General features: G+C 67.1%; 14 protein-coding genes and 1 tRNA gene. 4 read left to right on the top strand and 11 right to left on the bottom strand.

Annotated elements, in window-relative coordinates; all coding sequences use genetic code 11:
* Window positions 1-47: 47 nt before the first annotated feature.
* Window positions 48-1,163, bottom strand: a complete 1,116-nt coding sequence (locus FFS72_RS08160; protein WP_249353187.1) for an isocitrate/isopropylmalate dehydrogenase family protein — start codon at window positions 1,161-1,163, stop codon at window positions 48-50.
* 19 nt (window positions 1,164-1,182) lie between these two features.
* Between FFS72_RS08160 and FFS72_RS08155 the strand changes: the two genes are divergently transcribed.
* Together FFS72_RS08155 and trxA are read left to right on the top strand one after the other, a co-directional pair.
* Window positions 1,183-1,695 carry a 2'-5' RNA ligase family protein gene (locus tag FFS72_RS08155; RefSeq protein ID WP_137873456.1) on the top strand — a complete coding sequence of 171 codons (513 nt, stop codon included), beginning with the start codon at window positions 1,183-1,185 and terminating at the stop codon, window positions 1,693-1,695.
* 135 nt (window positions 1,696-1,830) lie between these two features.
* Window positions 1,831-2,196 carry a thioredoxin gene (gene trxA, locus FFS72_RS08150; protein WP_050065156.1) on the top strand — a complete coding sequence of 122 codons (366 nt, stop codon included), beginning with the start codon at window positions 1,831-1,833 and terminating at the stop codon, window positions 2,194-2,196.
* Window positions 2,197-2,229: 33 nt separating this feature from the next.
* Here trxA and FFS72_RS08145 read toward each other — a convergent pair whose 3' ends face one another.
* The 8 genes from FFS72_RS08145 to FFS72_RS08110 all read right to left on the bottom strand — a co-directional run bounded on the left by FFS72_RS08145 (window position 2,230) and on the right by FFS72_RS08110 (window position 11,943).
* Entirely contained in the window at window positions 2,230-3,003 is a 774-nt protein-coding gene (locus FFS72_RS08145) for a PIG-L family deacetylase (protein WP_137873455.1), read from the bottom strand.
* Window positions 3,003-5,732 (bottom strand): DNA polymerase I, encoded by a 2,730-nt coding sequence (gene polA / locus FFS72_RS08140; RefSeq protein ID WP_137873454.1) that lies wholly within the window; start codon window positions 5,730-5,732, stop codon window positions 3,003-3,005. Before polA ends, FFS72_RS08145 begins: the two co-directional genes overlap by 1 nt.
* A gap of 46 nt (window positions 5,733-5,778) precedes the next feature.
* Window positions 5,779-6,513 carry an ABC transporter ATP-binding protein gene (locus tag FFS72_RS08135; protein WP_137873453.1) on the bottom strand — a complete coding sequence of 245 codons (735 nt, stop codon included), beginning with the start codon at window positions 6,511-6,513 and terminating at the stop codon, window positions 5,779-5,781.
* The gene (locus FFS72_RS08130) at window positions 6,500-7,462 is read right to left on the bottom strand and encodes an ABC transporter ATP-binding protein (protein ID WP_137873452.1); all 963 of its coding nucleotides are present in this window, start codon (window positions 7,460-7,462) and stop codon (window positions 6,500-6,502) included. Before FFS72_RS08130 ends, FFS72_RS08135 begins: the two co-directional genes overlap by 14 nt.
* Window positions 7,459-8,700, bottom strand: coding sequence for a branched-chain amino acid ABC transporter permease (locus FFS72_RS08125; protein WP_137873451.1), 1,242 nt, complete (start codon window positions 8,698-8,700; stop codon window positions 7,459-7,461). The genes FFS72_RS08130 and FFS72_RS08125 overlap by 4 nt, the downstream gene beginning before the upstream one ends.
* On the bottom strand, window positions 8,697-9,755 hold the full coding sequence (locus FFS72_RS08120; RefSeq protein WP_137873450.1) for a branched-chain amino acid ABC transporter permease: 1,059 nt from the start codon (window positions 9,753-9,755) through the stop codon (window positions 8,697-8,699). The genes FFS72_RS08125 and FFS72_RS08120 overlap by 4 nt, the downstream gene beginning before the upstream one ends.
* A gap of 85 nt (window positions 9,756-9,840) precedes the next feature.
* Entirely contained in the window at window positions 9,841-11,067 is a 1,227-nt protein-coding gene (locus tag FFS72_RS08115; RefSeq protein ID WP_137873449.1) for a branched-chain amino acid ABC transporter substrate-binding protein, read from the bottom strand.
* Between the two features lie 267 nt (window positions 11,068-11,334).
* A complete protein-coding gene (locus FFS72_RS08110; protein ID WP_137873448.1) occupies window positions 11,335-11,943 on the bottom strand; it encodes an ANTAR domain-containing response regulator in 609 nt (202 codons plus the stop codon).
* A gap of 147 nt (window positions 11,944-12,090) precedes the next feature.
* On the opposite strand from FFS72_RS08110, the gene FFS72_RS08105 reads away from it, so the two are divergent.
* Window positions 12,091-12,167 (top strand) — tRNA-Leu (locus FFS72_RS08105).
* 76 nt (window positions 12,168-12,243) lie between these two features.
* Here FFS72_RS08105 and FFS72_RS08100 read toward each other — a convergent pair.
* Together FFS72_RS08100 and FFS72_RS08095 are read right to left on the bottom strand one after the other, a co-directional pair.
* A complete protein-coding gene (locus FFS72_RS08100) occupies window positions 12,244-13,515 on the bottom strand; it encodes a site-specific integrase (RefSeq protein ID WP_137873447.1) in 1,272 nt (423 codons plus the stop codon).
* On the bottom strand, window positions 13,430-14,107 hold the full coding sequence (locus FFS72_RS08095) for a helix-turn-helix domain-containing protein (RefSeq protein ID WP_137873446.1): 678 nt from the start codon (window positions 14,105-14,107) through the stop codon (window positions 13,430-13,432). Before FFS72_RS08095 ends, FFS72_RS08100 begins: the two co-directional genes overlap by 86 nt.
* Before the next feature lie 114 nt (window positions 14,108-14,221).
* On the opposite strand from FFS72_RS08095, the gene FFS72_RS08090 reads away from it, so the two are divergent.
* Window positions 14,222-14,446 carry a helix-turn-helix domain-containing protein gene (locus FFS72_RS08090; RefSeq protein WP_249353185.1) on the top strand — a complete coding sequence of 75 codons (225 nt, stop codon included), beginning with the start codon at window positions 14,222-14,224 and terminating at the stop codon, window positions 14,444-14,446.
* Window positions 14,447-14,487 lie beyond the last annotated feature (41 nt).

The raw sequence follows: 14,487 nt of genomic DNA, 5'->3' as shown, positions 1-14,487 counted from the left end.
CTTCGACCGGCAAGAGTCGCACCCTTCGCAGCGTACTGGCAGCCGAGTCACCGGCGCAGGATTCGCGCCCCCACCGTTTCCGTGAATTCGGCGGTCGACGCCAGCCCGCCGAGATCGGCCGTCGCGACTCCGGCGGCCAAGGTGTCCGCCACGGCGCGTCGAATGCGGTCGGCGGCACGAGTGAGCCCGACCTCGCCGCGACGGTCGGACAGCCAATCGAGCAGCATCGCCGCCGACAGCATCAGTGCCGTCGGGTTGGCTCGATTGCGGCCCGCGATGTCCGGTGCGGCGCCGTGGGCGGCCTGCGCCATCGCCTGGGTCTCCGACGAGTTGAGGGACGGCGCCGTACCGAGCGAACCGGAGAGTTCGCCTGCCAGATCGGACAGGATGTCGCCGAACATGTTCTCGGTGACGACGACGTCGAAGTCGCCGCCGCGGCGCACGAGGTGCGCAGCCATCGCGTCGACGTGTTCGGCGTCGACCCGGATTCTCGGATAGCCGGCGGCGACATCTGTGACGGCGTCGAGGAACAGTCCCGTCGTCAGGGGCAGCACGTTGGTCTTGTGGACGACGGTGACGCGCCCCCGGCGCTGCGTGGCGAGGCGACACGCCGCGTGGGCGATGCGTTCGCAGGCCCGCCGAGTGAACACCGCGACCGCCATCGCGACGTCCGGCGTCGGCATGAACTCGCCGCTGCCGGTGTGCATGTTCCGGTCCGCATAGAAGCCCTCGGTGTTCTCCCGCACGATCACCAGGTCCATGTCGGGGACCGTGGACCGGACACCGGCGTGGGCGCGAGCAGGCCGGATGTTGGCGAACAGGTCGAATCGCTTCCGGATCACACCACCGGGAGTGAGGTCCCCACGGAAGGGTTCGGGGTACGCCGCGCTGTCGTGTGGGCCGAGTACCCAGCCGGCCAGCCCCTCCAGCGCCGTCAGGGTCTCGTCCGGGATCGGCGTGCCGTGACTGTCGATCGCGTCGAATCCGATCGGCAGCAGGACCCAGTCGATCGGCTCGTGTCCGACCGCGGCCACGGCGGTGTCGACGACTCGCCGCGTGGCGGGGACGATTTCGTGGCCGATCCCGTCTCCGACCAGCAGGCCCAGTCGCAGCGGCGTGGGGGCTCGCCCGGAATCGGGGGTCGTTGCGCTCGATGGGGTCACCCGACAATCATTGCTCAGCATGGTGCAGTCCGTTGAACTGCTGCTCGACTCCGCCCTCGACACCGCCGTCCGACGGGAGTGGCGGCGCCTGTCCGACGCCGCACTGCCCAGTCAGGACATCGTCCGCAAGTCGACGAATCGCCCCCACGTGACCCTCGCGGTCGCGCAGCACATCGACCCGGAAACCGAACTGCTGCTGCAACAGCAGTTGTCGCCGCCGGACCTGCGAATCTCACTCGGCGGCCTGGTCGTGTTCGGGGGGCACCGAAAGACCCTGGCGTACCTGGTGATTCCAACCGCCGGGCTGCTGGCGTTGCAGCGCAGCGTTTTTCGGGTGTTACACGGATGCCCGGGAGTTCCCTCCCACATCCATCCGGGCGACTGGACCCCGCACATCACACTCGCGCGGCGCGTGTTCTCCGACGAGATCGGCCCCGCCGTGAACCTGGTCAGCCCCGCGCACACGACGGGGAAGGCCGCGGGTGTGCGCCGCTGGGACGGCGACGCGAGGCGCGAGTGGCTCATCTCCTGACCGCGGCCGCGCGGCGCCCGGTGTGACCACACGAGGACGGTCGGGAAGAATCGGCGTCGACGGCGTGTTGAACGACGCAACAGCAGCCACGAGGTTGCACCGAGCCCGGTACCCGCCGGCGGCGAGAGGATTCGAATGGCCACGCAGACCCTGACCCAGCAGAACTTCGACGAGATCGTGACCGGCAACGACGTCGTACTGGTCGACTTCTGGGCCTCGTGGTGCGGTCCGTGCCGCCAGTTCGCCCCGACCTTCGAATCGTCTTCCGAGTCGCATCCCGACGTGGTGCACGGCAAGGTCGACACCGAGGCCGAGCAGGGCCTCGCGGCGGCCGCGAACATCCGGTCGATCCCGACGATCATGGCGTTCCGCGAGGGCATCCTCGTGTTCTCCCAGCCGGGTGCCCTGCCCGCGGCCGCGCTCGAGGACCTGGTGACGCAGGTCAAGGCCCTCGACATGGACGAGGTCCGCAAGCAGATCGAAGCCCAGCAGGAGGCGTAGCGATGTCGCCGGGTCGGCTGTGCCGGCCCGGCGCTACAGCGCCAACGCCGATTCGCTGGTTCCGTCGGGCACCCCGCGCCGACGGAACCACTCGGTTCCGAACGCGGCGGCCAGCAGCTCCCCCGGCAGCTCGAGGAACGGACCGAAATCACCGACCTGGGTGGCGTGCGCGACCATCGCCGCACGCTTCGCCTCGACGTGACCGGTGACGTCCACGACCGTCGTGATCTGTTCCTCGGGCAGGCCGAGGGTGTCGACATCCGGCGGCTGCGCACCATCCGACCAGGCCGGGTTCGCCGCGATCATCCGCTTCATGTGGTCCCGGTTGACCGCCGCCTCGTACACCCGCTCCACGCCCGCGAGTTCGGTCGCCCGGACGCCGACCCGGTGCACCTGGATGTGGTCGGGGTGCCCGTAGCCGCCGTTCTCGTCGTAGATCGTGACGACGTCCGCGTTCTCGGCCGTGAGCACCTCCGCCAGGCGCCCCGCCGCGATCTCGACATCGACGTTGCAGAACGCATCCGGGTGGGTGTTGTCGTCCGTACCCGCCATTCCCGAGTCCCGGTAGTGCAGCGGCACCACCCGGTGCACACCGAGCGCCGCCGCCGACGCCTCGAGTTCCGCGAGGCGGCGCCGGGCCAGGCTCTCACCGGGCGCGAGCAGCCCGTCCGGAACCTCGCCGAGGGCGCCGTCGGTCGCGGTGACGAGCACGACGCGGTGCCCGGCGTCGGACGCCTGACGGATCACCCCGCCGGTGATGAACACCTCGTCGTCGGGGTGAGCATGGAAGCAGACCAGGACACCCATCAGTGCGCCGCCGCATCCCAGCTGCGACCGACTCCGACGGAGACGTCGAGCGGAACGGACAGTTCGATGGCGCCCGCCATCTTCTCCCGCACGAGGGCCTCGACGGCGTCCCGCTCGTCGGAGGCGATCTCGAGCACCAGTTCGTCGTGCACCTGGAGCAGCATCCGGGACCGCAGACCGGAGTCGGTCAGCGCGGCCTGGACGTCGATCATCGCGACCTTGATGATGTCGGCGGCGGTGCCCTGGATGGGTGCGTTCAGTGCCGCGCGTTCGGCGACCTCCCGGCGCTGCCGGTTGTCGGAGTTCAGGTCCGGCAAGTAGCGGCGCCGCCCGTACAGGGTGGACGTGTAGCCGTCCTTGCGGGCTTTCTCCACCACCTCGTGCAGGTAGTCGCGCACGCCGCCGAACCGGGCGAAGTATGCGTCCATCTGCTCCTTCGCCTCCTCGGTGGAGATCTTGAGCTGAGCCGCGAGCCCGTACGCGCTGAGCCCGTAGGCCAGGCCGTACGACATCGCCTTCACGCGGCGACGCAGTTCGGGGGTGACCTCCTCGATCGGCACACCGAACGCCCGCGACCCGACGAAGCTGTGCAGGTCCTCGCCGGTGTTGAACGCCTCGATCAGCCCCTCGTCCTTCGACAGGTGCGCCATGATCCGCATCTCGATCTGGCTGTAGTCGGCGGTCATCAGCGACTCGGAACCGGCGCCGACGACGAAAGCGTCGCGGATCTGGCGGCCCGCGTCGGTGCGGACCGGGATGTTCTGCAGGTTCGGCTCGGTGGACGAGAGCCTGCCTGTCGCGGCGACGGTCTGGTTGAAGGTGGTGTGGATACGGCCGTCGTCGGCCACCGACTTGAGCAGACCGTCGACGGTGATCTTGAGTCGGGTGGCGTCGCGGTGCGCGAGCAGGTGCTCGAGGAACGGATGCTGCGTCTTCTCGAACAGCGACTCCAGCGCCGCGGCGTCGGTGGTGTACCCCGTCTTCGTCTTCTTGGTCTTCGGCATGTCGAGCTTGTCGAACAGGATCACCTGCAACTGCTTCGGTGAGCCGAGGTTGATCTGTTCACCGATCACCTCGTAGGCGGCGTTCGCGGCGTCCGCCACACGGGCCGCGAACGTCGACTGGAGCTCGTCCAGGTGGTCGGTGTCGACGGCGATGCCTGCGGCTTCGATCTCGGCGAGTACCTCGAGCAGCGGCAACTCCAGGTCGGTCAGCAGCCGCGCCGACTCGATGGCCGCCAGTTCGGTGTCGAAGGCGTCGGCGAGATCGAGGACGGCGCGAGCACGCAGGATCTCGGATTCCGCGGCCTTCGACTCGAGTTCGTCCTCGGCGTCGAGGAGCGAGAGCTGCGCGTCACCGGAGTCCTCGACACGCAACTCCCGCTTGAGGTACCGCAACGACAGGTCGTCGAGGTTGAACGTGCGCTGGCCGGGCCGCACCAGGTACGCCGCCAGCGCGGTGTCGCTGGTGAGACCGCGCAGCGTCCAGCCCCGGCCGCGCAGCGCGTGAATGGCCGACTTGGCTTCGTGCAGCGCCTTGGGCGCGGCGGCGTCGGCCAGCCACGCGGCGAGCTCGTTCTCGTCGTCCTCGGTGACCGTCGCGGTCACGATGTACGCGCCCTCGCCGTCCGCGGCGGCGATCGCGACAGACGTCGCATCGCCCCCGAACGGGCTGCCGGGGCCGACGACCGCCAGCGCCGCACGGGCGCCGTCGCGGACGTGCGCGGCGAGCCAGGCGCCGACCTCGCCGGGAGCAAGGGGGCCACCGCGCACCTCGAAGCCCTCTTCGGCTTCGGGCTCGGCGGAGGACAGCGTGTCGAAGAGCCGGTCCCGCAGGACCCGGAACTCGAGGTCGTCGAACAGCGAATGGATCCGGTCGCGGTCCCACGGCGCGAGCGCGAGCTGGTCCGGGGTGTACGGCAGCGGCACGTCCCGCACCATCTCGGTGAGCTGACGGTTCATCACCACTGCCGCCAGGTTGGCGCGCAGCGAGTCGCCGACCTTGCCGCGCACCTCGTCGACGCGGTCCACCAGCTCGGTGAACGAGCCGAACTCGCGGATCCACTTCGCGGCCGTCTTCTCCCCCACGCCCGGGATGCCGGGCAGGTTGTCGGACGGATCGCCGCGCAGCGCCGCGTAGTCGGGGTACTGCCGCGGGGTGAGCCCGTACTTCTCCTCGACGGCGGCCGGGGTGAACCGGGTCAGGTCGGAGACGCCCTTGCGGGGGTACAGCACCGTCACGTCGTCGGTGACGAGTTGCAGCGCGTCCCGGTCCCCGGTGCACACCAGCACCCGGAATCCCTCTGCCGTGGCCTGGGTGGTGAGCGTGGCGATGATGTCGTCGGCCTCGAACCCGGCCTCGGCCATCACCGGGATGCCCATCGCGCCGAGCACCTCCTTGGTGATCTCGACCTGACCCTTGAACTCGTCCGGTGTCGCGCTGCGGTTCGCCTTGTACTCGGGGAACGCCTCGGCGCGGAACGTCTGCCTGGACACGTCGAACGCGGCGGCGACGTGCGTCGGCTGCTCGTCGCGCAACAGGTTGATGAGCATCGACGTGAACCCGTAGACGGCATTCGTGGTCTGCCCGCTGTGGGTCTTGAAGTTCTCCGCGGGCAGCGCGAAGAACGCGCGGTATGCCAGCGAGTGCCCGTCGAGGAGCAGCAGCGTCGGCTTGTCGCCGGTGCCTGCGGGTGCGGTGTCGGATGAGGGGGACGTTGTCGGGCTCACCGCAGTGAGTCTAGGGAGGTGCCCCGACAGGTTCGCAACATCGCACTCACCCGACGCCCAGATACGCATGCTTGATCGCGGGATCCGCGAGCAGTTCCGGCCCGGTGCCGGTGCGTGTGATCTCACCGGTTTCGAGAATGTAGGCGCGGTCGGTGCGGCGCAGCGCCTGCTGCGCGTTCTGTTCGACGAGCAGGATGGTGGTGCCCTGGGCGTTGATCTCGGCGATGATCCGGAAGATCTGTGCGATCACCATCGGCGCCAGCCCCATCGAGGGCTCGTCCATCATGAGCAGCCGCGGCCGTGCCATCAACGCCCGCCCGATCGCGAGCATCTGCTGTTCGCCACCGGACATGGTGCCGCCGACCTGGCTGCGACGTTCGGCGAGGCGGGGGAACAACTCGAACACCCAGTCGAGGCGCTCCGCGTACTCCCCCTTCGACGCGAACGTCCGTGCATAGCAACCCATGTCGAGGTTCTCCTGCACGGTCATGCCGGGGAAGACGCCGCGCCCCTCCGGCACCTGCACCATCCCGAGATTCACCCGATCGTGAGCCTTGACGTGACTGATGTCGTTGCTGTCGAAGACGATCCGTCCGCCACCGAGCGGCAGCAGTCCGGACAGCGCACGCATCGTCGTGGACTTTCCCGCCCCGTTCGCGCCGAGCAGGGTGACCAGCTCGCCGCGGCGGACCTGCAGCGAGATGCCGTGCAGCGCACGAATCCGGCCGTAGCCCACGACCATGTCGCTCACCTCGAGCAGCGGAGTGTCAGGCTGATTCATCGTCGGGCACCCCCAGGTAGGCGGCGATCACGGCCGGGTTCTCCCGGATCGCGGCGGGAACGTCGTCGGCGATCTTGCGACCGAACTCGAGGACCACGATCCGGTCGGTCACCCCCATCACCAGGCGCATGTCGTGCTCGATCAGCAGGACGGTGAAGCCGTCGTCGCGGATCTTGCGGATCAGGTCCATCAGCGCGGCCTTCTCGCTGGGATTGAACCCGGCGGCCGGTTCGTCGAGGCAGAGCAGTTTCGGTTCGGTGGCCAGGGCGCGGGCGATCTCCAGTCGGCGCTGATCACCGTACGAGAGGTTCCGCGCCTTCTCGACCGCCTTCGGCGCGATGCCGACGAACTCGAGCAGCGCCATTCCACGTTCGACGGCGTCGTGCTCCTCACGCCGATGCCGAGCGGTGCGGAAGATCGCGCCGGGTACCGATGTCCGATGTCGGGCGTCGGTACCGACGACGACGTTCTCCAGCGCCGTCATCTCCCCGAACAGTCGGATGTTCTGGAAGGTCCGGGCGATGCCGAGGCGGGTGATCTCGTTGCGCTTGGTCTTCCCGAGCGGACGACCGTCGAAGGTCACGGTGCCACCGGACGGCTTGTATACACCGGTGATCGCGTTGAAGCACGTGGTCTTGCCCGCACCGTTCGGTCCGATCAGGCCCAGGATCTCGCCGCGCCGGATCTCGAAACTCACGTCGTCGAGCGCGACCAGTCCGCCGAACTTCACCGTGAGTCCGTCGGTCCGCAGGAGCGCCTCACCCTCGTCGACCCGGATTTCACGTTGCGGTGCAACGGCATCCGCGACCGCATCCGGATCGGCGAGCGCCGGATCGAGCGCGGCGACGTCGACGACGCCCGCCGTCGGCACGTCCGTCTCCGGCGGAAGTTCGACGGCAAGGTCCTCGTTGTCGAACAGCGCGTCGCCCGCGCCAGGTCCCGAAGTCATCGTCCACCTCCGCCCACGGGTTCCGGAGTCGACTCGGGATCACCCGTGCTGGGCGGGTCCGGGGTGTCGACCGGTGTGCGCACCGCCTGGTACACCTGTCGACCGTACGCCAGCAGCTTCTGCCGAGCCGGGAACAGACCCTGCGGCCGGAAGATCATGAGCACCACGAGCGCAAGGCCGAAGAACAGGTACTTGTAGTCACCGAGCGACTGGTCGCCGACCTGGACCGACATCACTCGGTTGGGCAGGTACACGATGATGAATGCGCCGACGATGACGCCGAGCTTGTTGCCCTGTCCGCCGATGACCACGGCGCACAGGAACAGCATCGAGTTGATGACGTTGAACCCGGTCGGGTTGATGAACTGCACCTGGCCCGCATAGAGCGCGCCCGACAGGCCGCCGATCGCGGCACCGATCGTGAACGCCCAGAGCTTGAACTTGAACGTCGGCACGCCCATGATCTCGGCGGCGTCCTCGTCCTCCCGGATCGCGACCCAGGCGCGGCCGACGCGGCTGCGTTCGAGGTTGCCCACGATCAGCAGCACGACGATGACCATTGCCATGCCGACCCAGAACCACCACACCCCGGAGTTGACGTTGCCGCCGGTGTTGCCCGCGGAGAACACGCCGTAGGGCTTCTCCTCGGACTCGCCGAGGTGCGGATACGCGATCTGGGACAGTCCCTGGCCGCCGTTGGTGACGTCGGTGAGGTTGTCGGCGAGCAGGCGGACGATCTCACCGAAGCCGAGGGTGACGATGGCGAGGTAGTCGCCGCGGAGGCGCAGCGTCGGTGTTCCGAGCAGCAGGCCGGTGAACGCGGTGATCGCCACCGCGATGGGCAGGCACGACAGCCACGCCCAGTCCGTGGAGAAGAACACGTTGGCGCCCATCTTGTTCCACGGGCTGTTCGGGCTGGTCAGCAACCCGACCGTATAGGCGCCGACCGCATAGAAGCCGACGTATCCGAGGTCGAGCAGACCGGCCTGCCCGACGACGACGTTCAGGCCGATCGCGATGAGCGCGACCATCGCGAACTGTGCCATCACGCCGCCGAAGTCGGTGCCGGGGGTGTCGAGCAGGGGTGGTCGCCACACGGGAAGGATCGCGATCAGCGCGATCAGCGGCACCCCCATCAGCCACTGCATCGGCCGCGTCAGCGCGTTCCACCAGCCGCGGATCGCATCCCCGACGCCGCGGCCACGCGCCTCGTCGGCGCCGGCATGCCGCGCGCTCATACCCGAACCTTCCCGAGACTTTCGCCGAGTATTCCGGTGGGCCGGAACATCAACACCGCGATGAGCAGCACGAACGCGACGACGTCACGCCACTCGGTGCCGAAGACGACCTGACCGTAGTTCTCCATCACGCCGAGGAGCAGTCCACCGATGAGTGCACCGCGCAGGTTGCCGATTCCACCGAGCACGGCGGCGCAGAATGCCTTGATGCCGAGGATGAAGCCGCCGTTGTAGATGATCCCGGACGGGATCTTCAGCGCGTACAGCAGCGCGGCGGCGCCGGCGAGCAGGCCGCCGATGAGGAAGGTCAGCATGATGACCCGTTCCCGCGAGACACCCATCAGGGTCGCCGTGTCCGGGTCCTGGGCGACGGCTCGGATGCCGCGTCCGAACTTGCTGCGGTTGATCAGCATGTCGGTGGCTGCGGTGAGCAGCAACGCCGCGACGATGATCACGATCGTCACGTTCGTGACGGTGGCGCCGAAGACGGTGAACACCTCGACCGGCTGCACCAGTTTGATCGGCTGCTGGGCGTTGGTGCCACCGAGCCCCGGCCAGATCCTCGGCAGCACGTAGTGGACGAATTCCTGGAGAACGAAGGACATTCCGATCGCGGTGATGAGGAAGACGAGCGGTTTGGCGCCGCGTTTTCGGAGCGGACGGTAGGCCACGCGCTCGAGTCCGACGGCGGCGCCACCCGACACGGCCATGCCGAAGAGCATGGCCAGCCCGAGGTAGACAACGGTCATCGCGACACCCTCGTTGTACACGTTGCCGCTCGGCGCGAAACCGAGCAGCATCAGCGCAACGTACTGGCCGAACAGTCCGAGCATGAAGATCTCGGAATGCGCGAAGTTGATCAGTCGCAGCACTCCGTAGACCAGGGTGTACCCGATCGCGACGAGTGCGTAGATCGCACCGTAGCTGAGACCGTCAACGGTCAACTGCCAGAAGCTCTTCGTCAGCCCTTCGATGTTGAAGTCGATGTTGTCGGCGAGGACGTCGACGCCGCCTGCGTACAGGGCCGTGGAGTCGACGAGGGCGGTCGCGATCATCGCGGTCTCTCGTTCATTGGTGTGGAGGTCGGTGATGAGCCGTCACGCGGCCGGGCACCGTTCACCGGGGCCCGGCCGCGGACGGTCAGTTGACCTCGTAGATCTGGACGAGGGCGTTCGACAGTTCGCCCTGCGGGTTCCACTGGTACCTCTTGCCCACACCCTGGCCGTCGTAGTTGCGGACGAACTCGAGCATGCCCGCACGATCCTTCACACCGGAGTCGATCGCGGTGAGCATGATCGTGGCGAGGTCGTATCCCTCCACGGAGTAGACGCCGGGCGCCTGTCCGCTGGACGCCTCGTATGCCTCGGCGAGCGCCTCGGGGGCGGGGATGCACGGGCAGGTGAGGATCGCGTCCTTGGCCGATTCACCCGCCTGCTTCACGAACTCGGGATCGTTGGTGCCGTCACCCGACGCGAAGAGCGCGGTGACGCCGCCTTCGCGCAGCTGGGTCACGAACGGCGCGGCCTCCGCGTAGTAGCCGGAGTACCAGACCGCGTCCGGTTCTTCGGCCTTGATCTGGGAGACGGTGGCCGCGAAGTCCTTCTGCCCGGTCTTCACACTCGCCGAGCATGCGGCGTCCGCTGCCGAGCCGAGGTTCTCGGTCACCACCTTCGCGAGGCCGACGCCGTAGTCCGAGTCGTCCTGGACGACGCAGACCTTCTTGGCGTCCAGGGTGCCGGTCAGGTATTTCGCGACGACGGCGCCCTGACTGTTGTCGTTGCCGAGGCCACGGAAGAAAGTGGTCCAGCCGTTCTCCGTGAGGGTCGGGTTGGTGGCGGACGCGGTGAGGAACGGCAGTCCGGCCTGGTTGAAGATCGCGCCCGTTGCCTTGGTCTCACCGGAGAACGCCGGTCCGAGCAGTGCGATCACCGACTGGTCGCTGACGATGTTCGGGGCGACCTGGGTGGCCTTCTGGGGGTCGCCCTCGGTGTCGAACTGAACGATATCGACCTGGCAGTTCGGGTTGTTCTCGTTGTGCTTGTCGACGGCGAGCTTCGCGCCGTTGAGGATGTTCTGGCCGAGCGCGGCGTTCGCTCCCGTGAGGGCACCGGCCATGGCGATGGACACGCCCTCACAGGTGGCATTGCCACTTCCGGCGGGATCGGCGGCGTCCGTGACGTCCGTGGCGGCGACCTCCGCGCCCGCGGTGTCGAGCAGAACCTGCGGCGTGATGCTCAGCCCACCGGCCGATGCGCTGGTGCCACCACCGCTCGACCCCTCGTCGGTCGACTTGCTACTACACCCCGCCACGGCAAGGGTCACTGCGACCCCCAGAACCAACGCGCCTTGCACTGCACGACGATGCACGGTCCACCTCCGATGTCTGCACTACCCGGACGGTCGCATGTGCCGACCGAGCCGGCTTCGGAGTGAACATAGCGTCGCGAGTATCGCTGTGCACCACTATGAATCGACGTGGCGCGATTCGTGTTTCGAGCGTTACAGGCGCGACGAAGATGTCACGCCGGCCGACGGCACCGCTGGAACGTGCCCGGATCAGGTCGAACAGCAGCGCACCTCACCGCCGGCGGGTGACCGGACCGCGCGTCCGGAAACACGCCGGTAGCGCAGTGTTCACGGTGTGCCGAGGGTTTCCAGGATCACTTCGGCAACGACCTTCATGGTGGTGCGCCGGTCCATCGCGGCGCGCTGGATCCACTTGAACGCCTCGGGCTCGGTCAACGACTGGGAGGTCATGAGCATGCTCTTGGCACGCTCGACGAGCTTGCGCGTCTCGATCTGGTCGGTGAGGCCTGCGACCTCCTGTTCCAGTGCGGCGATCTCGGCGAATCTGCTGGCCGCCAGCTCGACCGCGGGGACGAGGTCCGCCTTGGAGAAGGGTTTGACCAGATATGCCATCGCTCCCGCGTCGCGCGCCCGTTCGACGAGTTCACGCTGACTGAACGCCGTCAGGATCACCACCGGCGCAATGCGTTTCGCCGCGATCTCCGACGCCGCGTCGATGCCGTCGCGCCGCGGCATCTTCACATCCATGATGACCAGGTCCGGCTTGTGTTCCTCGGCGAGTTCGACGGCCCGCTGCCCGTCCTCGGCCTCGCCGACGACGTCGTACCCCTCCTCGCGGAGCATCTCCACGAGGTCCATCCGAATGAGGGTCTCGTCTTCCGCTACCACGACACGTCGCGGTGCGGGGCGGCCTTCCTGCCCTGCGGGGTCGTTCATCCTCGGCCACTCCTCTCCCCGCGTGGAGCGGGAACACGACACGCGTCGACAGCATTCGCCCGCCATCGTGTCACCCTTCGGCGACCGCTCGTACGGTACCGGTGTTTGACGCTCGCCCCGGATCATCTACAGTCGGTATCCGCACCAGCCCTCGTATCCCAATTGGCAGAGGAAACGGATTCAAAACCCGTGCAGTGTGAGTTCGAGTCTCACCGAGGGCACCAGTTCGATGCAGGTCAGAGGGTTGACATTGGTTCCGAACCCCGTTTTGGTTCCACCAGTGGTTCTTACGGCTCGAATCTACGTTCCCAGCAGGGCCGCGAACGTGTCCGCCGCCGCGGCCTGCATCCCCGGCAGTACGTGCTGATAGACGCGCATCGTCGTCATCACGTCGGTGTGCCCCAGCCGCTCGGACACCACCTTCACGGGCTGGCCGGCCCGCAGCAACGCAGTGGCGTGCGTGTGCCGAATGTCGTGGACACGCACCACTGGCAACGCATCCTCACCGAGGGCATCGATAGCGGCCCCCAGATGCCGCACAAAGCGCGCACTGAGAGTGTCCGGGTCCATGTGCCCACCATCGAGTGCGCCGAACACGTAGGCGTCCCTGTGGGCCAGTGCGAGCCCGACGCCGGCGCGAGCCTTCCGCCACTCTCGCAGCACTTCCACGGTCCCCGCGTCGATGTTCACGACACGAGGTTTCCCGGTCTTCGTCGGGCCGATGCCGACCGTGCGCCCGCCGTCGATGTGTACCCCTACCGACCGCCCGACGCTGATCGTTTGCCCGTCTAGATCGACGTCAGACCACCGCAGCCCCACCAGCTCCCCGCGTCGCATCCCCGTGTACAGCAGCACGTGCCACGCCTGCCAGGTGTCCCGGTTCTCGCGGGTCCAGGTGAGGAATGCCGCCGCCTGTTCGGTCGTCCAAGCAGTCATCTCGGGGGCGCGTGCTTCGGTGGCGGTGGGCGGCTTCGCTTTGGTGGCAGGATTGACCACCAACAGACCATCAGAGACAGCCTGTTTCATGGCCGCTGAGACGATGGTGTGGACGTAGCGGACGGTCCGTGCCGACAAGCCCTGTGTTCCAGCCTTCTCGCCCCGCCTGAATCCCTTGGCTTCGAGTTCGCGGTACATGGCAGAGAGTCGTGTCCCGGTGAGCTGGTCGAGCCGCACGTCGCCGATGTAGGGGGTGACGTGAAGTCGGATTGTCCGGCGGTAGTTGGCGATGGTGCCAGGCCGCAGGCGTAGGCCGTTGAGCCACTGTTCGAGGTAGCCCTCGACGGTCAGCTTCGTTGGTGGCGTGTAGGTCTGGTTCTCGATCTTCTGGTTGATGTTCCGCAGTTCGCGGGCGGCGTCCTTCCTCGTGATGAATCCCCGCTTTTGGGCGCGCTTCGGCTTCCCGTGTTCCTGGGGCACGTAGTAGAGGATCGAGTACCGGGTGCCCTTGGCGGTCTGGTACTCGTTGATGCCGCCTTCGCCGGCCTGTCTACGCCTTGGCATCGTCGACCTCCTGATCATCTGCCGAAGTTTGAAACCGTGAAGGGAGAGTGACCGGCTGTAGACCTGCTTCAACCTGACGACGCCTCACAGACCTCAAGTCGGATTCGAGGGTTGAGAGTCGTTGCTGCGTCATCTTCAGGAGTTCTCTGGCTGCATCGTTAGTTGGGTCGTCAATCAGCGTCTGCGCGTGACGGCTCTCTCGCCGTTCAGTCTTGTAGATCTCGCGGAGCACCTCGACCTCGTCGCGAGCAAGGATGAGCGGCAAGGCCCCGGAGGACCATTCCTCGATCTCCTCCTTCTCGGCACCCACCCTCGGATGCGCCCAAGCGTCCCACCAACTGTGTTTGGACTCCCCACCGAACCACTGTGCCGCTGCGAGGGAATCCATTGCGACACCCGGCAGCACCTCGACTGGGTTGCCCGGAATACCCGGATACAGCAACAAGATTGGCGGTACGCCGAGCGCCTTCGCGAGAACGATCAACTCTGCGACCTCGAGACGGGTACGACGACCAACCTCCATGTCAGAGATGGTTGATCGCGAGATCCGGTAGCCAAGTTCAGCGGTCCGGTCAGATAGCCACTGAACTGAGTTTTCACCACGAAGCCGCCGCACTTCGTCGGCTACGCGTCTAACGATTCCGTCCTGCCAAGGTTGCGTCATGTTCGTCAATGTACCGCCGTGGTTGCCGAACTTCCAGCAGTGCGTCTATGGTTGCGTCAGGTTCGGACATGAACCGTAGCGTCATCCGAAACTCACGCAAATGAGGTGGAGAGGTTGAAGACGACAACCGCACCGATCGCCAAAGTCACGATCAAGGACTTGCAGAAGTCTGACGACATGGCGATCACCCGCACGACCGCCGCGCAGGCGCTCGGTGTTGACCCGCGCACCGTGACGGCCGGCATTGAGAACGGCACCATCCCCAGCGTGAAGCTGGGCCGCCGGGTGCTGATTCCGCGCATCCCGTTCCTGGCGCTGTTCGGCGCCGCCAATGACTAAGGGCTCCGCACTGACGCCGAGTAGTTGCACCTACCCGGACT

This window comes from Rhodococcus sp. Q, assembly GCF_005503035.1.
GTDB lineage: Bacteria > Actinomycetota > Actinomycetes > Mycobacteriales > Mycobacteriaceae > Rhodococcus_G.
This window is presented reverse-complemented; position numbering and strand designations above follow the sequence as displayed.